The organism is Chryseobacterium sp. JV274 (assembly GCF_903969135.1).
Lineage (GTDB): Bacteria > Bacteroidota > Bacteroidia > Flavobacteriales > Weeksellaceae > Chryseobacterium.
Genome location: NZ_LR824569.1, coordinates 1,751,020 through 1,776,025 on the forward strand (window position 1 = coordinate 1,751,020; position 25,006 = coordinate 1,776,025).

Annotated in this window: 21 protein-coding genes; 5 read left to right on the forward strand and 16 right to left on the reverse strand. The window is 37.1% G+C overall.

The window, feature by feature from the left end:
- The gene (locus tag CHRYMOREF3P_RS08120) at positions 1 to 1,230 is read left to right on the forward strand and encodes an ABC transporter permease (protein ID WP_077418260.1); all 1,230 of its coding nucleotides are present in this window, start codon (positions 1 to 3) and stop codon (positions 1,228 to 1,230) included.
- 126 nt (positions 1,231 to 1,356) lie between these two features.
- Positions 1,357 to 2,355 carry a PLP-dependent cysteine synthase family protein gene (locus CHRYMOREF3P_RS08125; protein WP_047387369.1) on the forward strand — a complete coding sequence of 333 codons (999 nt, stop codon included), beginning with the start codon at positions 1,357 to 1,359 and terminating at the stop codon, positions 2,353 to 2,355.
- Between the two features lie 57 nt (positions 2,356 to 2,412).
- Here CHRYMOREF3P_RS08125 and CHRYMOREF3P_RS08130 read toward each other — a convergent pair whose 3' ends face one another.
- From CHRYMOREF3P_RS08130 to CHRYMOREF3P_RS08140, 3 genes are read right to left on the reverse strand one after another with little or no spacing between them, the layout of a single operon-like run.
- A complete protein-coding gene (locus CHRYMOREF3P_RS08130; RefSeq protein WP_180564351.1) occupies positions 2,413 to 2,940 on the reverse strand; it encodes a hypothetical protein in 528 nt (175 codons plus the stop codon).
- Between the two features lie 37 nt (positions 2,941 to 2,977).
- A complete protein-coding gene (locus tag CHRYMOREF3P_RS08135; protein WP_180564352.1) occupies positions 2,978 to 3,280 on the reverse strand; it encodes a chaperone modulator CbpM in 303 nt (100 codons plus the stop codon).
- A gap of 3 nt (positions 3,281 to 3,283) precedes the next feature.
- Entirely contained in the window at positions 3,284 to 4,198 is a 915-nt protein-coding gene (locus tag CHRYMOREF3P_RS08140; protein ID WP_077418252.1) for a DnaJ C-terminal domain-containing protein, read from the reverse strand.
- Positions 4,199 to 4,291: 93 nt separating this feature from the next.
- Here CHRYMOREF3P_RS08140 and CHRYMOREF3P_RS08145 point away from each other — a divergent pair, with 93 nt between their 5' ends.
- On the forward strand, positions 4,292 to 5,491 hold the full coding sequence (locus CHRYMOREF3P_RS08145) for a dicarboxylate/amino acid:cation symporter (RefSeq protein WP_077418249.1): 1,200 nt from the start codon (positions 4,292 to 4,294) through the stop codon (positions 5,489 to 5,491).
- Positions 5,492 to 5,518: 27 nt separating this feature from the next.
- Positions 5,519 to 6,031 carry a hypothetical protein gene (locus CHRYMOREF3P_RS08150; protein ID WP_077418245.1) on the forward strand — a complete coding sequence of 171 codons (513 nt, stop codon included), beginning with the start codon at positions 5,519 to 5,521 and terminating at the stop codon, positions 6,029 to 6,031.
- A 21-nt stretch (positions 6,032 to 6,052) separates the two neighbouring features.
- On the opposite strand, the gene CHRYMOREF3P_RS08155 is transcribed toward CHRYMOREF3P_RS08150, so the two are convergent.
- From CHRYMOREF3P_RS08155 to CHRYMOREF3P_RS08165, 3 genes are all read right to left on the reverse strand, one after another.
- Positions 6,053 to 6,436, reverse strand: a complete 384-nt coding sequence (locus CHRYMOREF3P_RS08155; RefSeq protein WP_047387354.1) for a DUF779 domain-containing protein — start codon at positions 6,434 to 6,436, stop codon at positions 6,053 to 6,055.
- 86 nt (positions 6,437 to 6,522) lie between these two features.
- Entirely contained in the window at positions 6,523 to 7,557 is a 1,035-nt protein-coding gene (gene adhP / locus CHRYMOREF3P_RS08160; RefSeq protein WP_180564353.1) for an alcohol dehydrogenase AdhP, read from the reverse strand.
- A gap of 206 nt (positions 7,558 to 7,763) precedes the next feature.
- The gene (locus CHRYMOREF3P_RS08165) at positions 7,764 to 9,293 is read right to left on the reverse strand and encodes an aldehyde dehydrogenase family protein (RefSeq protein ID WP_180564354.1); all 1,530 of its coding nucleotides are present in this window, start codon (positions 9,291 to 9,293) and stop codon (positions 7,764 to 7,766) included.
- A gap of 182 nt (positions 9,294 to 9,475) precedes the next feature.
- On the opposite strand from CHRYMOREF3P_RS08165, the gene CHRYMOREF3P_RS08170 reads away from it, so the two are divergent.
- A complete protein-coding gene (locus tag CHRYMOREF3P_RS08170; protein ID WP_180564355.1) occupies positions 9,476 to 10,399 on the forward strand; it encodes a helix-turn-helix domain-containing protein in 924 nt (307 codons plus the stop codon).
- Positions 10,400 to 10,473: 74 nt separating this feature from the next.
- Here CHRYMOREF3P_RS08170 and CHRYMOREF3P_RS08175 read toward each other — a convergent pair whose 3' ends face one another.
- The 10 genes from CHRYMOREF3P_RS08175 to CHRYMOREF3P_RS08220 all read right to left on the reverse strand — a co-directional run bounded on the left by CHRYMOREF3P_RS08175 (position 10,474) and on the right by CHRYMOREF3P_RS08220 (position 24,997).
- Positions 10,474 to 12,153, reverse strand: coding sequence for a RagB/SusD family nutrient uptake outer membrane protein (locus CHRYMOREF3P_RS08175; RefSeq protein WP_180564356.1), 1,680 nt, complete (start codon positions 12,151 to 12,153; stop codon positions 10,474 to 10,476).
- A gap of 12 nt (positions 12,154 to 12,165) precedes the next feature.
- Positions 12,166 to 15,018 carry a SusC/RagA family TonB-linked outer membrane protein gene (locus tag CHRYMOREF3P_RS08180; RefSeq protein WP_180564357.1) on the reverse strand — a complete coding sequence of 951 codons (2,853 nt, stop codon included), beginning with the start codon at positions 15,016 to 15,018 and terminating at the stop codon, positions 12,166 to 12,168.
- 621 nt (positions 15,019 to 15,639) lie between these two features.
- Positions 15,640 to 16,968, reverse strand: coding sequence for a hydroxymethylglutaryl-CoA synthase family protein (locus CHRYMOREF3P_RS08185; protein WP_180564358.1), 1,329 nt, complete (start codon positions 16,966 to 16,968; stop codon positions 15,640 to 15,642).
- A 167-nt stretch (positions 16,969 to 17,135) separates the two neighbouring features.
- The gene (locus CHRYMOREF3P_RS08190) at positions 17,136 to 19,646 is read right to left on the reverse strand and encodes a M1 family metallopeptidase (RefSeq protein ID WP_180564359.1); all 2,511 of its coding nucleotides are present in this window, start codon (positions 19,644 to 19,646) and stop codon (positions 17,136 to 17,138) included.
- Positions 19,647 to 19,670: 24 nt separating this feature from the next.
- Complete coding sequence (locus tag CHRYMOREF3P_RS08195) at positions 19,671 to 19,889, reverse strand: hypothetical protein (protein ID WP_180564360.1); 219 nt, start codon at positions 19,887 to 19,889, stop codon at positions 19,671 to 19,673.
- 230 nt (positions 19,890 to 20,119) lie between these two features.
- Positions 20,120 to 20,914 carry a thymidylate synthase gene (locus CHRYMOREF3P_RS08200; RefSeq protein ID WP_149386689.1) on the reverse strand — a complete coding sequence of 265 codons (795 nt, stop codon included), beginning with the start codon at positions 20,912 to 20,914 and terminating at the stop codon, positions 20,120 to 20,122.
- Positions 20,915 to 21,049: 135 nt separating this feature from the next.
- Positions 21,050 to 21,490 (reverse strand): hypothetical protein, encoded by a 441-nt coding sequence (locus CHRYMOREF3P_RS08205; RefSeq protein WP_077418216.1) that lies wholly within the window; start codon positions 21,488 to 21,490, stop codon positions 21,050 to 21,052.
- Between the two features lie 139 nt (positions 21,491 to 21,629).
- On the reverse strand, positions 21,630 to 22,979 hold the full coding sequence (locus CHRYMOREF3P_RS08210; RefSeq protein WP_077418214.1) for an alpha-amylase family glycosyl hydrolase: 1,350 nt from the start codon (positions 22,977 to 22,979) through the stop codon (positions 21,630 to 21,632).
- Between the two features lie 255 nt (positions 22,980 to 23,234).
- On the reverse strand, positions 23,235 to 23,831 hold the full coding sequence (locus CHRYMOREF3P_RS08215) for an IS1096 element passenger TnpR family protein (RefSeq protein WP_077418212.1): 597 nt from the start codon (positions 23,829 to 23,831) through the stop codon (positions 23,235 to 23,237).
- 134 nt (positions 23,832 to 23,965) lie between these two features.
- On the reverse strand, positions 23,966 to 24,997 hold the full coding sequence (locus CHRYMOREF3P_RS08220; RefSeq protein ID WP_180564361.1) for a sensor histidine kinase: 1,032 nt from the start codon (positions 24,995 to 24,997) through the stop codon (positions 23,966 to 23,968).
- Between the last annotated feature and the right edge of the window lie 9 nt (positions 24,998 to 25,006).

Here is a 25,006-nt window from a genome sequence, read left to right on the forward strand (position 1 = left end):
TTGAAATTTCCTTTATATTTCTCTAGAAAAATAGCATTTTCCAAAGATAACAAAAATAACCTTTCAAGGGTTATCATCTTCATTGGCAGGCTTTCCGTAGCATTGGGGATTATTGTTTCCTTAATTACTGTAGCCACCGGTTTTGGTTCAAAAAAAGCTATCAAAGAGAGGCTGGCAGATTTCAGCGGACATATTACTGTAAGATCAACACGTTCAAATTCCTCTTATAATACTTCCGTACTTGATAATCAGGGACTCAATATCGCAAAAATAAAAGAACTTCCCGATGTGGAAAGTATTCAGAAATATGTGATGGTTACCGGAATTATGCGTAATGAGCACAATTTTGCGGGAATTATATTTAAGGGAATCGGAAAAGATTTTGACAGTTTAAGGTTTAAAAAATTCCTTATTGCCGGCACCACCCCGAAAGTTACCGAGAAAGGCTTCAACAATGATGTTGCTATTTCGCAAAAAGTAGCCAATGATCTTCATCTTAAGGTGAATGACAGTATTGTTACCGTATTTTTAAAGGCTGATCAAAAACCACTTTATCGTAAATTCAAGATTATAGGGATTTACAGAACTGATATTAAGTTGATTGATGAACAGTTTGTTATCGGTGGAATCAACCATGCCAGAAAAATTCAGGATATGAAGTCTGATGAAATTGGCGGAATAGATATCTTTCTGAAAAATGTAAACGATATCGACAAGGATTTTCCTGAAATTGAAAAACAGATCGGCTATAAAAATTATGCTGAAAAAGCTACTGAAAAATTTCCGCAGATTACGGACTGGATCAGTATTTTTGATACCAATATAGCATTGATCATTATCATCATGCTGATTGTAGTGGTTATTAATATCATCATGGTTCTTCTGATTCTTATTATTGAAAGAACAAATTCCATCGGTCTCCTTAAAACATTGGGTGCAAGCAATTCACAGATAAGAGCCACCTTCATCAATTATACCCTGATTATTATGATTCCGGGACTTTTGTATGGAAATGCTATCGGATTGGGACTTATTTTAATTCAGAAATTCTTTGGAATAATAAAACTTAACCCGGAAAACTATTATGTAAGTACAGTTCCGGTAGACCTTAATCCTATCGCAATTATTTCTATCTCATTGGGAATTCTTCTTATTTCAGGATTGGCTTTAATTATTCCCAGCTACCTGATCAGTAAGATCTCTCCTGTGAAAGTTATTAAGTACAACTAAATTGATAATTGACAGGTATTCGTTGTTTTTCAAGGGATTTTTAATTTTACCCACAACTTATCCACATGTTATCCACAGCGCAGATAATTTTAAAAGCCTTATCTTTGCGCCGCATATAAAACATTTATGAAATACGCAAAAAATATCCTTGAAACTATAGGTAACACGCCGCTGGTAAAGCTTAACAAAGTATTAGGCGAAGATTTCCCAGCATTAGTATTAGCAAAAGTAGAGACCTTCAATCCTGGAAACTCAGTAAAGGACAGAATGGCTCTTAAAATGATAGAAGATGCCGAAAAAGACGGCAGATTAAAACCTGGAGGTACTATTATTGAAGGTACTTCCGGAAATACAGGAATGGGATTAGCATTGGCAGCGATCATCAAAGGCTACAAATGTATTTTTGTAACCAATTCTAAGCAGTCAAAAGAAAAATGTGATATCCTTCGTGCTGTAGGGGCTGAAGTAATCGTTTGTCCTACAGACGTAAAACCTACCGACCCACGTTCTTATTATTCAGTATCTAAAAGACTGGCAAAAGAAACGGAAAACGGATGGTATGTCAACCAATACGACAACTTATCCAACAGAGCGGCTCATTATGAATCTACAGCTCCGGAAATCTGGGAACAGACTGAAGGAAACCTGACGCACTTTGTCGTAGGAGCCGGAACAGGAGGTACAATCACGGGATGCGGAACGTTCTTTAAAGAAAAAAATCCGAACATCAAAGTAATTGGTGTTGATACATATGGTTCTATTCTGAAGGAATTCCACGAAACCGGAGAGCTGCACTACGACCATGCTTACACCTATATCACAGAAGGTATCGGGGAAGATATCATTCCTGAGAATTATGACATGTCTGTAATTGACCATTTTGAAAAGGTAACTGATAAAGACGGTGCTATCTATGCCAGAAAACTGGCTAAGGAAGAGGGAATTTTCTGTGGATATTCTGCAGGAAGCGCTATTGCTTCTTTGATCCAAATGAAAGATCAGTTTACTAAAGATGATGTGATAGTCGTTTTACTTCATGACCATGGTTCAAGATATGTAGGAAAAATTTACAATGACGAGTGGATGAAAGAAATGGGTTGGCTGGAAGAAAATAAAGAAGGTTAATAAACCACTTTACAGATCATAAAAAAACGGAGCAAAATTTTGTTCCGTTTTTTATTTTTATTGTTTGATATTTTCTTTTAATCTACTTTTAAGAATGCTGTATTCTTTCTCACTCATTGCTTTTCTGGGAAACATATAGCTGTATTTTCCTTCAAGGGAAATAAATTCATTATTGCTGTCAAAATATTCAAAATCTTTCCACTCACTGGTTTCTTTTTCTCCATCAATATTCACAGTGAAAAAATTCTGATCAAACCTGATTTCGTACACTTTACACTTTTCCAGAACATTTAAATAATGATTCACCTGTTTTTTCCATCTTGAAACTTTATTGACACTTACAGACAAAAAAATAGCACAAAGCAAAAATATAAAACTCAAAAAGTATAAAATACCTACACTTTCTTTGCTCAGATTATCTTTCAAAAGAAAAACAATAAAAACAATGATTGCTGCTGCAATGGTGACAATGGTTTTACTCTTCGTTGTAGGTGAAAAAAGCAGACTTCCCTGATTACCGCTAAAATAAATATCTTCAAAAATCTTTCTGTCCGGTTTTAATGTAATCACCTTTTCTTCATTCATAATTATAAAGTTTGCTTTAAAAAGCTACAAAACTAAACTAAATATCTTCATATTGATCACTTATTGCAGAAAGTTTATTCATCAGCTCCCTGTTTCTGCGGTTCAGTGCATCCAGCTTTTTCAGCATATTGTGGATCACTTCAAGACCGGGAAGATTGACTTCAAGATCATAATACCAGTTAGCAAATTTTTCTAGTTCTGGCAGATCATCATACATCAGATAATGGATATTGTCTTCAATATGTATATTCAACAGCCCATAGTCTACAAGCTCATCAAAAAAAGTGATTTCTATATTATAGATTCTTACGAGTTCTTCCCGTGATATTCTTTCACTCATAGCTTAGGAATTTTTTAGTTGTTCAAAAAGTTCTTTCTGCTTCTCGGTAAGGTTCGTTGGCAGTTTCACTTCATAGGTTACAAAAAGATCTCCATGTTCTCCTTCTTTTTTATAGACAGGAAAACCTTTTCCTTTCAGTCTTACAGTGATTCCCGTTTGGGTTTCCGGTTTTACTTTAAGCTTTACACTTCCTTCCAGGATATTAACGTTCACTTCTCCTCCTAAAACAGCAGTGTACAAATCGATCACGACTTTGGTTTTCAGATCATCCCCGATTCTTTCAAAATTCGGATCGGCCGGGATATTGAAAGTGATATACAAATCCCCGTGAGGGCCGCCATTGACACCTGGATTTCCATGTCCTTTCAGTTTGATTTGCTGCCCGTCATATACTCCTGCCGGAATAGTGATTCTGACTTTCTTCCCATTGATATCAAAGGTTTGCGGATGGGTTTTTGCAGCATCTCTCAGATTCAGATTCAATTCTGCTTTGATATCCTGCCCTTTGAATTTTCCGGAAGCTCTTCCTCGTGAGTTTTTACCAAACCCACTACCTGCTCCACCGAACATATTCTGGAAGAAATCTGAAAAATCTTCCCCTTCACCAAAATCAGCACCGGAGAATCCTCCGCCATAATTTTGTTGTTGATATTGTCTTTGCTGCTGCTGTTGGGCCTTTTCGTATTCTTCGCCGTGTTTCCAGTGTTCTCCGTACTTGTCGTATTTAGATCTGTTTTCCGGATTGCTGAGCACTTCGTTGGCTTCATTCAATTCTTTGAACTGTCTTTCTGCTTCCTTATCATCAGGATTCAGATCGGGATGAAGTTTCCTGGCCAGTTTTCGATAGGCCTTTTTAATATCATCCTGTGTTGCGCTTTTATCTACGCCTAAAATTTTATAGTAATCTATATAAGCCATAGAAATGAGGTTTACCCAAATTTATGAAATTTAGGTCTGAAAATTGTATAACAAAATGTTAAAAATAAACCTATCTTTGATAAAAAGCACTACATGAAAGAGGTACTGAAAAACTACTCCGGAATCATATTTTTACTTTTGGGAATCACTATTGGAAGCATCATTGGAATTGTTGCTCCCGGTTTTGTGGACTATATAAAACCTTTGGGAGATATTTTTCTTAATCTTCTTTTTGTGAGTGTAGTTCCTTTGGTATTTTTTGCCGTATCCAATTCTATTGCTTCTTTGGAACAGCAATCCAAATTTGGAAAAATCATCCTTGTGATGTCCCTTACCTTTTTATTCTTTATTCTCACAGCAGCTGTTTTTACCATCTGTGCAGTATATCTTTTCCCGGTTTCGGGAGTCTCAGGGAGTTCTGAGATCATTTCTGAAGCGGCGAGTGATGATACGTGGGGCAACAGGATTGTAAGCTTCTTTACGGTAGGTGAATTCACTGAGCTTTTCTCGAGAAGGAATATGCTGGCTCTTCTGGTATTTGCATTTCTGACAGGGTTTGCGGCCAGAAAAACAGGTGAAAAAGGGCAGCCTTTCAGGGTTTTTATTGCTTCAGGATATGAAGTGATGAAAGAACTTCTTTTACTGGTCATGAAACTGGCTCCCATTGGTTTGGGTGCTTACTTTGCCTATCAGGTAGCAACTTTAGGACCTCAGCTTTTTGGATTTTATGCTAAACCTTTAGGATTGTATTATGTTGCAGGAATCATTTACTTTCTGGTCTTCTTTTCTATCTATGCTTTTATGGCGAACGGGCAAAAAGGAGTTAAAAGTTTCTGGACCAACGCTATCTACCCAACTCTTACTGCAATAAGTACCTGCAGCAGCTTTGCAACCATGCCTGCTAATTTACAGGCAGCATCAAAAATAGGAATTCCCAACTCTATTGCCAATCTGGTCATTCCTATTGGGACTACTCTGCATAAAAACGGATCTTCCATGTCTTCAATCATCAAGATCTATGTAGCATTTTTAATCATTGGAAAAGATTTCTTTGATCCTGCCAACCTGCTTTTGGCATTGGGAATTACTGTATTTGTGAGCATTGTGGCTGGTGGTATTCCTAATGGTGGGTATATTGGTGAAATGCTGATGATTTCTGTTTATAAATTACCTCAGGAAGCAATCCCTGCTGTAATGATTATCGGAACTTTGGTAGATCCTTTAGCCACCGTATTGAATGCTGTAGGAGATATAGTTGCCGCCATGTTTGTCAACCGGTTTGTAAAGGTCTGATGGTCATTTAACTATTTTCTTTAAAAGATGAACTCATTTTTCAAAAGCATTGGCTTATATAACACCATTACTATTGATCTCAATATCAACAGTGCAGAGCTTATACAAAGACTATGGAAGGTAACTTACAAAACCAATACTACTTTCATATCCCTGGAAAAAGATTCTTCAATTCCTACCCGGTTTGAATATCGGGGAATGATTGCTGCAAACACTTTCACCATCAAAAGAAGAGCGAGGCTATTTGATATGAACAGAAATAATCCTGTCTTTCATGGAACTATTTCTGATAAAAATGGGCAATCTTCTGTCTCTGTAGAATTTTTCCCATCAGGATTTCAGATTTTTAATTGGATGATGATTCTGTGTTTTTGCTTCGTGGCAGCTTTTGTCAATATACAAGGTGATCAAAAAGATCTTATGTTCGCAGGAGTAGCTTTGGTAATTGCTGTTGCTCAATATTTTATTTTAAAAAGAGGAATTTCAAGAGGCAAATATGAATTTGAAAGAGAGCTTATTTATATTGCACAAAAGCCTTAAGCCTATCTTAAATCCAATATTCTATTCACTGCGTTTTACAGATTCAAGGTTTTCATATTCTTCGGGAGTGAAAAGTCTGTAGTGAACTTTAAAGGTTTTTCCCAAAGGAGTTTCCAGAGAGAAACCGCCAGGTCCGAAACCGTCTGTAACATCTAATGTAAAATGTGAATATTTCCAGTATTCAAAAAGATCACGGTCTATCCAGAACTCATATCCATTGATGGTTCCGATCATTGCATCATTCATTCTGGGAAAAAATCCTCCTTTTTCAAAACATTGTGGCTGTGTGCCTTCGCAACATCCTCCTGCCTGATAAAACATAAGGGGGCCATATTGGTCTTCAAGTTTCCGGATCACTTCAAGAGCCTGCTCTGTTGCGGAGAGTCTGGATATTTTTGCTTCCATTGTTTTTATTTTAGCTTATTGCAAACTTTATCGTTATAAAAGATCCCGGCAAGTAATTCTAACCGGGATCAGCAACACATCATCAATTAATTTGAACCGGCAATATCCAAAACGATTCTGCCGTCAATCTGTCCTTTTTTCATTTTATCGAATACCTCATTGATATCTTCTAATTTTGCGGAAGTAACTGTGGCTTTTACCAATCCTTCATTGGCAAAATCCAACGCTTCCTGCATGTCTTTTCGGGTTCCTACGATAGAACCTCTCACCGTGATCCTTTTTAAAACCGTTTCAAAAATCGGAAGTTCAAAAGAGCCGGGAGGAAGTCCATTCAGAGCAATAGTACCTTTTCTTCTTAAAACGTCTATTCCCTGTTTGAAAGCAATAGGTGAAACAGCCGTAATCAATGCACCATGCATCCCACCGACTTCTTTATGTAAATATTTTCCGGGATCGGTATCTTTTGCATTGACAACAAGGTCTGCTCCTAATTTTTTTGCTAATTCAAGCTTATCATCTGCTACATCAATAGCAGCGACATGCATTCCCATTGCTTTGGCATACTGAACTGCTACGTGTCCCAACCCACCGATGCCTGAAATGGCTACCCATTCTCCAGGTTTCGTTTCCGTTTCCTTCAATCCTTTATAAACAGTTACTCCGGCACATAAAATAGGAGCAATTTCCAAAAAGTTGACATCAGACTTCAAATGACCTACGTATCTTGAGTCTGCGATAACGTATTCTGCAAAACCGCCGTCTACACTGTAACCTCCATTTTTCTGTGCTTCACAAAGGGTTTCCCATCCTGTGATACAGTAATCACAACATCCACATGCACTGTACAGCCAGGGAACTCCTACTGCATCTCCTTCTTTTACGAAAGCTTCAGGTCCGCAGGCTACCACAATACCTACTCCTTCATGTCCTGGAATAAGAGGCATCTTGGGTTTTGCCGGCCAATCGCCATCTACAGCATGTAGGTCTGTATGACAAACCCCGCAGGCGATTACTTTAACAAGGACTTCATATCTTCCGGGTTCTCTTACGGGTACCTCTTCTATTTTTAGAGGCTGGCCGTAGCCCTGAACTACTGCCGCTTTCATTGTTTTTGGAATCATATTTTATTTTTTGGATAGAGTTATCTGGGATTATTAGTTTTTATCTCCACATCTGAAAAGGTAATTTCTCTGCGTGAGGGATAGTAAGGGCGGCGAGGAACGAGCCGGTGCGAAATGCAATGAAGCACCGAAACGAAGTGCAGCCCTGCATAGCCCGACCGTTGCCCTGGATAAAGCCAAGGCAATCGGGCACGTCCTAAATAATATTAAAAGAAACCTAACTTATTCTTGTTATAAGAAATCAGCATGTTTTTGGTTTGGCGGTAATGATCAAGCATCATTTTATGATTTTCTCTTCCGATTCCGGATTGTTTGTAACCTCCGAAAGGCGCTCCTGCAGGGTAAGAGTGATATTGGTTTACCCATACTCTTCCCGCTTCTATCTGACGGGGAATATTGTACAGTTGGTGTGCATCTCTTGTCCACACTCCTGCGCCAAGCCCATAGATGGTATCATTGGCAATCTTCACTGCGTCTTCTTCATCCTTGAAAGTGGTAAATGCCAGCACCGGACCGAAAATTTCTTCCTGGAAGATTCTCATTCGGTTGTTTCCTTTGAAAATCGTCGGCTGAATGTAGTATCCGTCTTCCAGATCTTCTCCAAGATGATTAACTTCTCCTCCTACCAGAACTTCAGCTCCTTCTTCTATTCCCAACTGGATATAGGAAAGGATTTTATCTTTCTGAATCTTTGAAGCCTGCGCTCCCATCATCACGGTTTTGTCCAGTGGATTTCCTACTTTGATCGCTTTTACTCTTTCGACTACCTTCTCAATAAATGCATCTGCGATATCTTCCTGAACGAGTAATCTTGAGGGACATGTACAAATTTCTCCCTGATTGAGGGCAAAAAGAACGGCTCCTTCTATCGCTTTATCTAAAAACTCATCATCGGCATCCATTACAGAATTGAAGAAAACATTCGGGGATTTCCCACCCAATTCCAATGTCACAGGAATGATATTTTCTGTTGCATACTGCATCACCAGACGTCCTGTAGCGGTAGATCCTGTAAATGCGGCTTTTGCTACTTTCGGATTGGTAACCAAAGCTCTTCCAAGCTCTGCTCCAAATCCGTTAACAATATTGATAACGCCAGCTGGTAACAGATCTCCAATAAGCTCCATCAAAACCATGATGGAAACAGGAGTACTTTCTGCGGGTTTCAAAACCACACAGTTTCCTGCTGCCAATGCCGGAGCCAGTTTCCAGACAGCCATGAGTATCGGGAAATTCCATGGGATGATTTGTGCGATTACTCCAAGAGGTTCATGAACGATCAGCGATACGGTATCTTTATCCAGTTCGTTATGAGACCCTTCATCTGCCCGGATTACGGAAGCAAAATACCTGAAATGGTCAATTGCCAAAGGTAAATCTGCAGCCAGCGTTTCTCTCACCGCTTTTCCGTTATCTATCGTTTCTACGGTAGCAAGATATTCCAGATTCTGCTCTATTCTGTCGGCAATTTTATTCAGGATGATACTTCTTTCCGTAGAGGAAGTATTTTTCCAGGTTCGGAATGCTTTTTCTGCGGCATCTACAGCCAGTTCCAAATCTTCTTTGGAAGAATGGGCAACCTGAGTAAAGTTCTTCCCATCTACGGGCGAGACAACGTCAAAATACTTCCCTTTAACGGGTGGCGTGAATTTCCCGTCGATATAGTTATCATATCTGCTTTTGAACTCCGGACGCTGTAAAAGCGTAGTTGATCTTGGTTCTGTAATAGTGCTCATATTAGTATTGTTTTTATTTTTCGATAAAGCCAAATTACACTGAGATGTCCAAAAGAGTATAGCACAATCCTATAAAAAAAGTGTAAAATAGTGCAAAGTGTTCAATTTTAGTATTTTATTAACAGCAACGTACTCTCAAATTTTCTATATTTGAGTTACCTCTTTTTCAAAAAAAATTAGAAATGAATAACAATAGTAATATTTTATTAAATACTCCTGAATTACGTAAGGAAAGCCAACTATTGAGTCTTGTTGAACACCAGACGAAATTCAATCTAAACAACTGTGAATTCAGTATTTATGAGACTCATAAGGCTGCTTTTGATGTAAAACTTCATTTTGAAAACATTGCATTTACAGCCATGCTGAGAGGTAAGAAACATATGAAGCTGGATAATAAGACCAATTATTTTGATTATTATCCGGGAGAAAGTATTCTGGTAGCGCCGGGGGAAACGATGGTTATTGATTTTCCTGAAGCGGATGAAACCCCTACCCAATGTATTTCTTTAAGTCTTAACCCTGATTTTATAGAAGATTCTCTTAATTATCTCAATTATCATCTTCCAAAAGTGGATGAAACTTCGCAATGGAACATTCAGCTGGAGGAATATTTTCTGTTTAATAATAAAGCTCTGGCTTCCGCGACCAATAATATTATGAGAATTGCCATGGATGATAATTCTCAAAAGGATATTATGGCTGATTTTGCATTGAAAGAGCTTCTGATAAGACTGATGCAGACCCAGGCAAGAAGCATGGTAGAAAAAAATATTGTTAAAAATAAATCCAGAATAGGTTTTGTAGTAGATTACATTAAAAGAAACCTGCATCAGAAATTGTCTATTGATAGTATCGCAAAGCTGGCTTATGTAAGCAAGTCGAATTTCTTTAAAATGTTCAAAGACGAGCTGGGAACTTCACCGAATGATTTTATTCTGCAGGAAAGGATCACCCGTGCGAAAGAATTATTAGCCAGCCAGACCAGCATTAAGGAAACGGCTTTTCAAACCGGGTTTTCAGATACAAACTATTTCACCAGAGTATTTAAACAATTGGAAGGGGTAACTCCAAAAAGTTATCAGGACAGAATGGTTCTGAGATAATCTATCTATAAATTTATATAAAAAAAGAGCCCCATTTCTGGGACTCTTCTTAAAAAATATATTAAAATTAAATCTTAATACTTGTCATTCTGCTTAACGTTCGGGTTTGCAGAGATCTCTCTGATTGGAATAGGTAATGTATATCTGTAATCACCATTTGGAAGATTTTTCACATCGATAATATCATCCGTAAGGTTTCTGTCCATACTTACATTAGCTGCTACAGCAAGTCTCTTAAGGTCGATGAAACGGTGTCCTTCAAGTGCTAATTCAATTCTACGTTCTTTCAAGATATCAGCATAAGCTAATTGAGTGCTTGAATAAGTAGGAGTTGTAGCTGTTCCCTCGAAGTTTCTTGCTACTCTCACTTGTTGAATTCTATCGTGAGCTGCTGTAAGGTTTCCTGCAGCTACTTCAGCTTCCGCTATAATGAAATACATTTCAGACAATCTGAAAACTTTTACATCATTTCTTGTAGCAGTACTTGTTTTACCAGGATACTTGTCAATAACCAATCCGTCAGTTCTTGTATTTCCTGCTGTTGCAGAAGCATAATCTGGATTTGGTTTTGATGAAGGATCTACGTAAGCATATTTTCTGATATCTCCGGGAGTATTTTTAAATATGTTGTATAAGTTTCTTCCCCAGAACCACATTGGTGCTCCACTAATGTTAGACTGGTTTGTATTCCATTTTCCACCAATAGCAGCGCCTGCACCTAAAGGAAGTCTGTTAAGAGAGAAAATAGATTCTCCATTCTCAGTATCGGCCCACATTCTTCTATATGGGTTGAAAGAACCTCCTGCAATACCATTTCCACTTTTCTCATCAGTCCCACCATAGAATGCAATATTCCACTTGTCGGTAGGTGTATCACTGAAAGGTCCGGATTGGAATACAGAACCATCAGCTTCAGTTACAGGAACTGCAGCATTGGAACCTGTGATTGGTGTTGCAACTGTAAGAGAAAGACCTGAACCGTTGATTACTAATTCTGCATTTTGCTTAGCTAGAGCCATTTCACCTCTGTAAAGGTTGAAACGAGCAGCAACAGCGTTTACAAAATTCTTATCTACTTTATATCTTCTCGGTGTTGTAGAGTTTCCTAAGATTCCTCTCGCGTAATCTAAATCAGCATTAATGAAATCATATACATCCTGATTTTTAGCTCTTGGCAATTGCGCTTCTGTAGAAGGAACATCCTTCAGAAGAATAACTCCTAGTGCGTTAGGATCCTTCATATCGCTAGAGAAATAAGCCTCCAGCTGTACATAACAATATGCTCTGATTGCTCTTGCCTGTGCAAGAATCGCATTGTATGTATTCTTTTCTTCAGCAGATGTAGGTGTAATTCTCTTTGCTCCTTCAAGAAGTCTGTTAACTCTGTTGATTACTTTATAGTTATTCATCCAGATTCCATCACTCGCAACAGTACCTACTGTACCTCCTGTAACAACAGCACTAGACGGATCAAGAAAATGTCTGTGCAGAGTATATTCCTGTCCTCCACTACCAGATCCTGGTTTTACTTCGTCAGTAAATACCGCTGTAAAGTAGATCTCATCAATTGGGTCTAACTGAGCGTAAACAGATCCGTTTAAAACTTCATTAAGGTTAGCAACACTTGTATACAGATCTTGTTCCTGTAATTCTCCAGCCTGCTTTATATCTAGTGCATCCTGGCAGCTGTTCAGCGTAAATGCTGCAGATGATAGGGTTGCTACAACTAATATTGTATTGATAATTCTTTTCATAATTCTTCTCTATTAAAAATCAACATTTAAACCTACAGATACGGTTTTTGGGTTAGGGTAAACATTTAGTGAATACGAAGTAATTGGCTCCGGATCAAATCCTTTCCAATCTGTCCAAGTATAAAGGTTTTCCGCCTGAACAAATACTTTGATTCCTTTTACCGGCAGTTTACCTAACTGACTTTTGCTAAAGTTATATCCTACAGAAATGTTCTTAAGTCTGATAAAATCTGATTTGTGTAAGAATCTGTCTGAAGAACCTAAGCTAAGGTTACTCGCTTTCAATCCAGGTACATCAGTATCTCTGTTATCAGGAGTCCAAGCGTTTAACAAGTCTGCTGAAAGGTTTCTTGTAGCAGCTGCACTTGGGTCCATAATCCATGACTGTAAGTTATCATAGATCCATCCTCCTTGTTGGAAAGAGAATAATGTATCAAGGAACCAGCCTTTATGTTGTAAGTTGAATCCAAAACCTCCTGTAAACTTAGCATATCTTGATTTTCCAGTCAATACTCTGTCTGCAGATGTCGGAGCTTCAGTGATGTTTCCATTTTTGTCAAGGAACTGTAAGTTTCCGTTATCACGGTTTACACCAACATATGAATATAGCTGATACTGACCAGCAGGACCTCCGATAGCATTTACTACATCTCCAGCAAGATTTTCGCTGTTCATAGAAACAATCTTGTTAGAGTTGTATGCACCGTTAACGAACACGGAGAATCTTGTATTTTCGTTTCTGATCACGTTGTACTTGATCATCCCTTCAATACCTTTATTATCAAGAACCCCATCGTTCCCTCTGATTGAATAGTACCCCGTAACTGATGATTTTTGAAGGTCATTGAACATTCTTGATGTTCTTTTCTGATAGTAATCAACACTACCTTCAACTAATCCTTTATAGTTGAAATCTAATCCGATGTTACTTTGTTTTACCTGCTCCCACTCTAAGTAAGGATTTGATAAATTAACAAAGTTATATCCTAATAAATTCTGGTATCCTGAGAATCCGTTATAAAGATCAAGGAAGTTATTTGGAAGAAGCGCTAATGGGTTTTGGTTATCACTGGCAATTCCTAAGTTCTGGTTACCTGTAGTACCGATTGAAGCTCTTAGCTTAAGCAATCTGAACCCTGAATTAGCCATGAATTCTTCTTTGTCGATATTCCATCTTGCTGCTACTGACCAGAAAGTCTCCCATCTGTTGGTAGGAAGAAAACGGTAAGAACCATCTCTTCTAACAACTCCACTTACACCATACTTATCTTTGTAATCATAATCTACAGTTCCAAAGTACGCTAGTGTACCGGCAGTTACTTTTGTAGCACTGTTAGAAGGTCTGTAGATATTGGGTGTATCCGGGTTAAATGGAATATAACCAGTTCCTGCACCAAACTCCCACTGTAATGGGTTCAGACCATTTTGTCTTTGAGAATTTGTAGTCACATGAGCTTTAATATAGTCCATGTATGCACCAGCACTAATTGTATGATCTCCAAAAGATTTATTGAATGTAATATTCGTAATACTGTTGAATGTCAAATCTTTTGTTGTAGAAAAATCTTCGAATCCTCCATATGTAGATCCATCTCCTTTTGCTACACTGATAGCAAGGTATCCAAGTGGAGATCTTGCGAAGGTTCTATCATATTGTTTATATTCAATACCTGTTCTGTTTCCAACGCTTAAGTAATCTGTAATTTTGTAATTTACGTTCGCATTAGCAGAGATACTTAGCTCTGTAAATCTGTTTCTGATTCCTCCATTAATGTTATCCTGAAGGATCCAATGCCTGTTGTTAGTAGCATCTCCTTTAATAGCATTATATAGCTCCTGTCCATTTGCATATGGAGAAGGTGTTGCATATGGTAATGAAAGAACACTTCCGAATAAAGGATTCTGAAGGGTATTGTTGGAAATACCTGTATTCGTTTCATCATCCAGCTGGTTTCTTCTGGAGTATCCTAACCCCATAATAGCCCCGAAAGTTAATTTCCCGTCTTTAGACTTACCATTAAGGTTATTTCTCATTGTAAATCTCTTGAAGTCTGTAGATTTTACAGTTCCTTCGCTATCAAGATATCCTAGAGATAAGAAGTTATTGATGTTTTCCCCACCACCTGTAATTGAAAGGTTGTGTTGCTGGGAAATACCAATACGGGTAAATTGTTTACTCCAGTCTGTATTAGTACCCCAGTTGTCAATTTCTTGTTGTGATAAAGTTTTACCTTTACCAGTTTGCAAATTCTTTTGAATTTGTAAAAGTTGTCTGCCGTCTGACATATTGTAGTCAGAAGTAGGTAATTTACTAAATGAAGTTAATGCATCATAAGAAACCTTCAGTCCAGCATTGAATTTTCCTCCTTTAGTTGTAATTACAACAACTCCATTCGCAGCTCTGTTACCATAGATCGCAGTTGCCTGAGCATCTTTCAGGATACTGAATGTATCAATATCATAAGAGTTCAGGTTTCTGAACTGAGAACCGGAAGTAATTACCCCATCCACAACATACAAAGGATCTGTAGAACCATTAAGGGAACTCGCACCTCTGATCAAAATATTGAATTTTCCAGAACCTGGAGATCCAGATGCCGAATTTACTACTATCCCGGGAGCAGTACCCTGAATTGAGCTCAGTACCGAGATATTAGGTCTGTTTTCTAAGGTTTCAGAACCAACTGTTACCGAAGATGTAGTCGTTTTTGCTTTAGTAGCAGTCTTGCTATAACCTAAAACAACAACTTCTTCAAGTTTTGTCTCCTTGTCCTTACTGTTCTTAGAGTCCTTTTCCTGAGCTAGTACAGTCTGTCCTGTAAAAAACAGAACACCAACTGTCAAAACGCTTAATTTCACATTCATATTAACAGATTTTAATATATTCAAGGCACAAATATGTCGATAAATATCTATAACATCAATTTGCTAAACGTTGAAAACAGGCTTCCAGAAAGGAGAGATTCACATTCATACTCAAAAAATGATGGAGAATCATTTTAATTGTATTTAAAAAATTAACAAAAAATAAGTCAATTTAAACATTAACGGAATTTTAATAAATTTTAAAATTAAAATCAATTTAAACTCATTTAAAACAAATGGTTAAAAAAATAAACATAAAACATTATTATTAACGAAAATAATAAAAGAAATAAATCCTTAATTGTATTGAAAATGGAGAAAAAAAACACCTTATTTTCTTAAATTTTACATAAAAAAGGTACTTTAAAAGGCAGACAACCCCTATTTCAAGACAGGGTTATTCAGATTAAAATAAAAAACCGTTAATATACCATATAGAGAATTCGATTAAAACCAGTAAAATTTTCTGTGATAATACATGTAATTTATTAACCATTTCTCACTTAAAATTAAAAATAATTCAACCTCATAAATTTTAAAAACATTCCCCCGTTTTTTGCATTTATAATAAAGTAAAGCACCCCAAAAGAGAGGTGCTTTGTATGATAAATAAGGATAATCTTACTTCTGATAACTGTAATATCTCGCTCCTACTAAAACCGGATTTTCAGTCTCAACAGAGACAAGCCCAAAACCATTATACTGTTTGTTTACAGATTCCTTCTTCTGTTTTCTGTGAAGTTTCTCATAAGTATCAAAGTCTACAGCGGTTCTTTGATTCAAATTTTCAAATAAGTTCCATTTCTCCACTATCTTGTTCCAGTTTCCGGATACTTTTCCGGCAAAAACTTTTGATTTTGAACCGCTTCCATATCCTATAAAACCAATTTCTTTCCCAGATAAGTCTTCATTTTCATTAAAAGAGGTTTGTAATGCCGAAAGAAATGCCATAAAGACAGAAGCTGTATACATATTTCCTATTTCGGAAGAAGCTCTCTGTGTCTTTTCTATCTTATCATTGATTAATTTTAGATAGTCTTCAGATTTTGCAACAGCTTTCTGCTCCTCTGCTGTTTCATAGGACAGACCATTCTCCAAACTGTAGATTTCAGTAAAAACCCTTTTCCCATGAAATGCATAAGGAAGGTGGAAGATAATATACTTCCAGTCTTCGTAAGGTTTTTCCTTGCCTGTGATCTCTTTATAATGATGATAAGCTTCTTTTATTCTATCCTGATAACATTGGTTAGAATATTGTCCATCAAATACAGGTTCATCTGTAAAAATTTCAATTTTTTCAGGATATGTTTCCGGAGCACCATCCAGATCTTCCTTATTATAAGTTCTTCTTGGTTTGAAAAAATCAAAAACACTTTCTGAAGCTACTCCCCAGTTATTTTCAATTTCAAGAAGGTCCGGCTGTGAAGAAATCAAAAGAGCTACCGCTCCTCCACCCTGCGTATATTCACCTGAAGAAGCCAATTCATATTTAGCATAGTCACTGGCAATCACTACTGCTTTTTTATCAGGATTCACCCTTACAAAATCCAGGGCATTATGCAGTGCGTCTACACCTCCTACACACGCAAAAGTCATATCCAGCACATCACAATTTCTGAAACATCTTGCTCCAAATTTTTCTTCCAGCACCTGTTCTACCATCTGAACAGCATAAGATGCCGTAGGTTTTGCTGCATCCACCGCACTTTCTGTTCCCAGATATACTCTTGCTATTTCCTTAGGATTGATATTATAATCTTGTATAAGCTTCAGTAATGCTTCTGCGGCAAAGGTTGCTGCATCTTCGTGAACATCAGAAAGCCCCATTTTATGAAGACCTAAACCTTTTTCCAACTTCGCCGGTTCTATTCCTCTTTTTTCTGCTAAATCCTTAATCTCCAAATATAAACCAGGCACATAATAGCCCGCTGCCTCAATTCCAAAACTCATAATTGTCTAAATTTTAAACGAATTTATGAAAGATAATGCAAAAAACAGTGGTAAAAAATGCTGATTTTTGTAATATTATTAAAACCCAATCTACTTTATATTATATTTTGACAAATTGGTATTCAGTCATGATAAAATAAAGCCGGCAGATTTGCCGGCCTTATTTATTATTTATAGTTTTCAATTGCTTTATTGATCACATCAATCTGCTTATTAATACTTGCAGCATTTTGTGGATTCTGTTTCAGCAGTTCCATTTTTTTGCTTAAGCCATCTTTCAGCATCTGGACGATCATCATTTTAGCCTGTGGATTATCTGCCATCTGATTCTTGGCATATCCTGCTATTTTCGTAATGCTTTCCGTAGCTTTCAGATTATCGGAAGTCATGATCCAGTTGAAACCATCTTCTGCTGCTTTCCCTAATTCCGGGTTCTGGAATTTAATAAATGGATAAAAGGTGGCAAGAGGAGCAATATTCTCTATCTGAGAAGTAATTTTATTCTTTACAATAATCGGAAGCAATTGTGCCTGCAATTCATCTGAAGCGCCCTTCATATCAATTTTATCGGCCAGATTGTTTGCTTTTGATGGATCAATGGAAAGAAGTGCACCCATAGAACTTCCTTTCACGGCATTTGAAACGGCATTTACTCCTTTTTCAAATAACGGAAGGTATTTTTTGTCTTTTGTTTTTCCTAAAGCAGCAATAGCAGCTGCCTGAGTTAATGTTTTAGGATCGCTAGATGCCAGCTTTTCAACATCAGCGCCTAATGCCTTCATTTGTTCAGGATTAGCGAGGTCTATTAAATTCAAAGCTTTTATTCTTACTCTGAAGAAAGGATCTTTCAATGCAGCAGCCAATAATTTTACTGCTGCAGGACTTTTCCCAGCCTGATCTTTGATTCCGGTTAGAGCCAGATATCTGCTTTTAAACTCCTTAGAATTTGTAAACTGCATCAGGTTCTGTTCAGGAGTTTTGGTCTCTGTAATATCTGCCAGTAAAACTCCATCAGCATTGATATTAACCAGATCAGGAGTTATGGAAACATCAAAACTAAATGTATTTTTTGCTTCTGCATTTACCCAGACACTGTATCTTTTAGGTTTTCCGTTGTCATATACATCTATAACCAGAGGAAATTCAAATGGCTTTTCCTGAGTTTGATTAATGGTTACCGCCACTTGTTTTTTAACAGGCTCAAATGTAAATGAATAATTAAGTTTCGGATTTCCGCTCCCAAAATACCATTGATTGAAGAACCAGTTTAAATCTTTACCAGATACTTTTTCAAAAGATAATCTCAACTGATGTGCTTCAGCATTCTGATATTCGTTGGTTTTAAGATAGTCGTTCATTCCTGCAAAGAAGGCATCATCTCCAAGATAATTTCTCAGCATATTTAAAATTCCACCTCCTTTCTGGTACGTTACCAGATCAAAAACATCTTCACGGGATTCATAATTGAACCTTACCAGATTTTTATTAAAGTCGGATGGGTTGTGGAGGTAGTTATTCACATCGGTCATCAGGTGATAATCTGCCTGATCTTTCCCGTATTTATATTCATTCCAAAGGTATTCGGAATAGTTGGCGAAGGATTCATTGACTGTAAGATTGCTCCAGCTTTCTGCTGTAACCAGATCTCCAAACCAGTGATGGAACAATTCATGCGCAATAGTATCTTCCCATGTATTTTCATCAATAAGCTGGCCCGGCTTCTGAAGAATATCACTCCCATGAAGTGTTGCTGTGGTATTTTCCATCGCTCCACTTACATAATCTCTACCGGATATCTGAGCATATTTAGCCCATGAATAATCATAGTTCAGTTTTTTGGAGAAAAAATCGATCATTTCCGGAGTATTTCCGTAGATCTGCTTAGCGTAAGGTTCGTATTCTTTTTCAATATAATAATCAACCGGAATGTTTTTCCATTTGTCTTTTACAATGGCATATTCTCCTACTCCCATGAAGAAAAGATAGGTAGAATGTCTTTTGTCCATCACCCAGTGATCCGTTCTAAGCCCATTAGATTCTTTTTTAGATTCTTTCAGAAGGCCATTGGAAAGGGTAACATATTTATCAGGAACCGTCATATAGATTTCCTGCGTTGTCTTTTGGTTGGGTTTGTCAATAGTCGGAAACCATGCCGAAGAGGATTCTGTTTCTCCCTGTGTCCAGATTTGTGTAGGCATATCCGGATCTGTTCCCTGAGGATTGATAAAATAAAGTCCTTTTGCATCATTGATGGCCATACTTCCCTGTTGTTTTACCTCATTCGGGCGGGATGTATATTTGATGTAGACTGTATACTCCTGATTTTTCTGGTATGTTTTATCAAGGCTGATTTTCAGAACATCATTTTTGTAATCATATTTCAAAGGAGATTTCTTCCCGTTATTATCAAGCGCTACTTCATGAATCAGCATTCCTTTTGCATCAAGTGTAAGTTCGTTTGCAGCATAAAAATAAGGGGAGGCAGTAAGCCATTCTTCCCCATTCATCTGTTCTTTCTGATAGTCGAAATTTACTTTAAGCTTTGTGTGTTTAAGTTCCGTTACTTTAGCGGGAGTTGCTCTGTATACTTTTTCTCTTCCTGAAGTTTCGGTTTGTGCTGATACATTGGCGGAAAATAAAATCCCGAGTATAGCAATTGATAAAATGGCCTTTCTCATCTGTCTACATTATTATTTTTAGAATTATTTTTTAATGATTATATCGAAAATATCATTCACCAGGGTCTCATAGTCCCCTTTTTGAAGCTGTTCCTTTGTCTTTGCAAAAGCTTTTTTAAGTTCACTTTCCGGATTTTCGTCATCCACTGTTTCAGCTGAAGCTACTCCTTTCAATTGAAGTATGGCGTTTTTCAACACTTCAATGTCTGCATTTTCTTCAATATTTATTTTTAAATACTTCATGATTTATTTTTAAGCATTTGAAATTTATGATCTGTAACCCAATCATCCACTCCTTTTTTCAAAGGGTTAAATGAGCCTGAGTTGTTCTTTCAAATTTAAGAAACAATTGCCAAAAGAAAGTGTACTAAAGGATTTATATTCTGATTCTCCAACTTATGAGCACAGGTAATGCCATCTATTAATGTTAAATTAATAGAAGTAAATAAAAAAATTAAAGTGATATAAGATTATTAAATAGCCACAGGAGCTTTGATTCCCGGATGCGGATCATAATTTTCCAGACTGAAGTCTTCAAAATCAAAATCAAAGATATCTTTAACTTCCGGATTCAGTTTCATCGTTGGAAGTGCTCTCGGCTCTCGTCCCAGCTGTCTGTTTACCTGCTCGAAGTGATTATTGTAGATATGAACATCTCCAAAACTGTGAACATAATCTCCCACTTCCAGATCACAAACCTGCGCTACCATCATCAACAGCAATGCATAGCTTGCAATATTGAATGGTACTCCAAGGAAAACGTCAGCACTTCTTTGGTACAGCTGTAGGGAAAGTTTACCATCTGCTACATAAAACTGGAATAGAGCATGACAAGGAGCCAAAGCCATATTCGGTATTTCCGCAACATTCCAGGCGGAGACAATCAGTCTTCTGGAATCCGGATTCTTTTTAATCTGGTCAATTACTTCTGTGATCTGATCTACAACTTTTCCGTCTGCACCGCTCCAGCTTCTCCACTGCGCTCCGTAAACCGGTCCTAAATCTCCATTTTCATTGGCCCATTCATCCCAGATGCTTACTCCGTTATCTTTAAGATACTTGATATTGGTATCTCCTTTCAGGAACCAAAGCAGCTCATAGATAATAGATTTCAAATGCACTTTTTTAGTTGTTACCAAAGGGAATCCTTTAGACAGATCATATCTCAGCTGATATCCGAAAACACTTCTTGTTCCAGTGCCTGTTCTGTCGGTTTTATCAGTTCCGTTATCTAAAATATGCTGTAAAAGATCCAGGTAGTTTTGCATTTTGAATGAGATTTTAAGTTCCAAATTTAGTAAAAACCATCAAAAAAAGCACTCATTTTTATGAATGCTTTTTATAAGCCTGATCTCTATTTTCTATTAAACAACTGTATATCTGCAATCTAACCTATATTAATTTTACCATATATTTTCAATTGTCTGATGAATAGTATTTACAGTGAATGACTCTCCTGTTTTTTTACCATACATCACTTTTACCAAGGGAGATTCTGCAGATACCGTCATGATTTTCTGATTTTCAAAAACAAGTTCACCCATTGAAACAGAGATATAGAACAATCCCTTATTGGTTTTCACCAATGCACCGTTCTGAACTTTTTCCGAAGGGTCGGAAGTTATTTTCTGCAGTACAGCCTGCTGATTCAAAACTTCGTTAAGCTGTCTTTGAAGATTATTAATTTCCTGCTGAAGCATTTCTCTTCCGGTTTCGTATTTGTCACCCATTGAGCTTTTTGTATCATTGTTGGAAGCCCTTGTTTCTGCAATAAGGTTTTCAAAATACTGGATTTTGTCGGCAGCTTTTGCTTTAATAATATTGATTATTTCCTGTTTGTTCATTCTAATAGTGGGATTTTATTGTGGATAGCTAAGCCACCCGTCAAAATCTATGATTTTGACACCCCTCCAGCGGAGAGGAATTGAATACCGTTAAAGACTATTCTGTACTATTTTAAAATGTAAGTCAAAAATTTTAAGATTATTTTTCAAATACGGCATAATCAGAAACTTTAAAGCTAAAGTCTGTTCCGTTACTGAAATCTCTTTTCGTTTTATCAAAAACATTTCTGAATGTTCCGGATACATGTTCGTCTTCAATTGAAAAGTTAACAGGTTCTTTTGACATGTTCAAGACTACTAGCACTTCATCATTTCCATTTTTTCTTACATAAGCCAGGATTTTGTCATTGGCTGTAGTATTAAGAAGGTATGTAGTTACATTAGAATCACCTCCTCTTAAAGCTGGGTTGGAAGCTTTTAAATCCAATAGTGTTTTATAGAAACCGGCAACCTGATAGGTATTGGTCCATTTGATGACATCTTTTTCGAAAAATTCCAGTCTCTTCATATTTGGAAGTTCCTGGCCTGAGTACAACAACGGAACTCCATTCCATGTTGCAGAGAATACTGCCATAGGTTTTGTGATGACTCCGTATTTTTCATATTCGGTTCCGTTCCATGAGTTTTCATCGTGGTTTGCAGTAAACCATGCTCTCATTGAAGCATCTCCGATATTAGAATATTGTCTCAGAAGATCTTTTAATTCCTGAAGAGGTTCATTTTTTTTATAATAATCTGCAGATTTGTGCATCCATTTCCAGGAATAGCTGGCATCAAAAACTTTCCCATATTCAGGACTTTCCAACTCATCAAATTCTCCCAGCCAGAAAAGAGGTTTTACTTTTTCTACTTCGGGACGGGCCTGAACCCAGAAATCTACCTCTACCCATGAAGCAAGATCACATCGAAAACCGTCAATATCAGTTTCCTGTACCCAGAATTTCATGGCATCAATCATGGCCTGACGCATCTCCTGGTTTTTATAGTCCAGTTCAATAATATCATCCATTCCGGAAGCGATATGGAATTTTCCGTCTGGATCTTTCAGATAAAATTCGGGATGTATTTTCGTCCATACATGATCCCATCCTGTATGATTGGCCACCCAATCTATAATTACTTTGAATCCCAATCTGTGTGCTTCATTCACCATATCTTTAAAATCCTGCAACGTTCCGAATTCGGGATTGATGGAAGTATAGTCTGCAGCAGCATATGGACTCCCCATACTTCCTTTTTTATTCTGCTGGGCAATGGGTGTGATAGGCATAAACCAAAGGGTTTTTATTCCCATAGATTTCAGGCGGGGCATTTCTTTTGCAAATGCTTTGAAAGTTCCTTCCTGAGTATATTGTCTTATGTTTACTTCGTAGATATTCGTATTATGTTTCCAATCTTTTGGCAGTTCTGTCATCTTCCGGGTATTTTTTTGAGTGGTACAGGAAACAATTCCCAGACCAATTACAGCTAACAAAATTAATTTTTTCATTAAACTATTTTTAACAAAAGTAAGAATTGTTTTTTTGAGAAAGGCAAAATTTACGGCTAGATAAATAGCATCTCCAACCCGTCAGTAGAACCTGAAAATCTTACTGAAGAATTTAAAGAACTCAAAATAGACTTACAAAAGCTTAGCTGATATATCTGAAACCTCAAATGAGGCTGTTTTTATTTAAATACCTACCTTCACACTTTTACAAAAAAAAGCCCCGGATTAAAATCCAGGGCCAGTATATTGTGTTGACTATCTTTCGTCATCATTGTCATCTTCATCATCAAAGACATCGTCATTGTAGTCTTCTTCTTCCTCATCATCGAAGCTATCGTCTTCATCTGCAAAGTTTCCTCCTGATCCGAAATCTTCATCGAAACCAAACTCATCATCTGCCAAAGGCATTGCTGATTTCTTTTTAGATCCTCCGGCACTTCCATTTTTGCTAGGTGCCTTCAACGGAACGTTTCCGAATCTGTATACCGTGATAGGATAATTAACCCCTTTTGTTTCTTCAATAACTTCTACAAGTTCACAGAAGAATTCCCAAAGGTCAAGAAGCCCGTATTGGAACTGTGCTTTGTCACCTACACTTTCAAAAGCTTCATCAATGTAAACATCTGACATAATCTCACCATCACCATCATCACTCATATCTTCCAATGGGACACTTTTTACAATTGTTCCGTCATCTTCTAACAGATTAAAAGTAGAAAGCTCATCTCCCTGCAGACTGAATGCACTTTTAATTCCTAAATGTAAGTTCCATAACGTTTGTTTTCCCTTAACTTCGATATCACGGAAAATATCTTCTTTCGCATCTAATATTACGCGGATTTTGTAAACCATATCAGTTTCTTAAATTACTTTTTTGCCTTTATAATTATGATAAATCTCTGGTGCAAATATATAATAAATGACATGTGACAAAAAAATATTTCAGGATTTTTTAAAATATTTTTTTTCCTTACATTTTACCGGAATTATTTACTTTTTTCGAGCATAAAACTAAACTTCGTCCCTTCAAGGTACACGCTTTCTACGGTGATATTTTCGTTATGTGCTTCAAGAATATGTTTTACGATAGCCAATCCCAGCCCGGAACCTCCTTCTCTCCTGCTTCTGCTGGTTTCTACACGGTAAAATCTTTCGAAAATCCTTGGAAGAATTTCAGACTTGATTCCCATCCCATTATCTATCACTTCTATCAGCACCTTATTTTTGAGTACACTGGTCTTTACGATCACTTTTGCTTCCTGTCTGTTGGCATAATGGATCGCATTGGAAATAAGATTAATGAAAACCTGGGAAATTTTCTGCTTATCAGCCTCCACAAAAATCTGTGGATGAAGGGTCTGGATCTGTAATGTTGTATTTCGTTTTTCGGCTTCAAGATCAAGAAGATCGAAAATCTCTTTAATCAGAAGATTGACATCAAATTTTGAAACGGTAAGATTGATTTCACCTGCTTCCAGCCTGTTGATCATATCAAGATCTGTTACAATGGCGATAAGTCTTTCGACAGATTTATCAATTCTTTCCAGGTATTTATCCCGGATGGTAAGATTGTCTACTCCGCCGTCTCTTAAAGTTTCTACATATCCCTGAATAGAAAACAAAGGCGTTTTCAGTTCGTGGGACACATTACCGATGTATTCTTTACGGTAGCTTTCCATCTCTTTCATCATATCAATTTCTGATACCTGCTGCTGATTGAGATCTGAAAACCTTTCTCCTAATTCTTTGATGGTAATATTTTCATCCTGATTCTGAACTATTTCCTGTGGCAGAAATCCTGAAAGTCCTTTTACCTGTTTTCTGCTGTAATAATTGAAAAGAAGTTCCAATACCACACAGTTGATCAGAAAGATCAGGACAATACAGATGAAAAGACCCGTTTTAAACAAAGGGGTCTCATAATAGATATCTTTCAGTGAATCGAAGACGACTACTAAAAGAAGCATTACCAATGTCAGCAGACAGGAGGCAACGAGGGTAAGTCTGTAAAATTTCAATTTTACAAC